The sequence below is a fragment of the Rhizobium sp. SVR5-2C genome, from assembly GCF_056755115.1.
On the sequence record NZ_JBNDHT010000376.1, the window covers coordinates 1 to 278 of the forward strand.

Annotated in this window: 1 pseudogene; it reads left to right on the plus strand. The window is 52.5% G+C overall.

From position 1 onward, the window contains the following. Positions 1-7: 7 nt before the first annotated feature. Positions 8-278, plus strand: a pseudogene (locus ACPYOI_RS36155) (hypothetical protein); the annotation flags it as partial.

Here is a 278-nt window from a genome sequence, read left to right on the forward strand (position 1 = left end):
GGTTAGCCTGCCCGTGCAGGCCTATGAAAAAGATAAAACCTATAAAATCACCATTCTGCATACCAACGATCACCACGGCCATTTCTGGCGCAGTGAATACGGCGAATACGGTCTGTCGGCACAAAAAACGCTGGTGGATGGCATTCGTAAAGAGGTGGCAGCCCAGGGAGGCAGCGTACTGCTGCTGTCGGGGGGCGATATCAATACCGGTGTGCCGGAATCTGATTTACAGGATGCGGAGCCTGATTTCCGCGGCATGAATCTTATTGGCTACGATG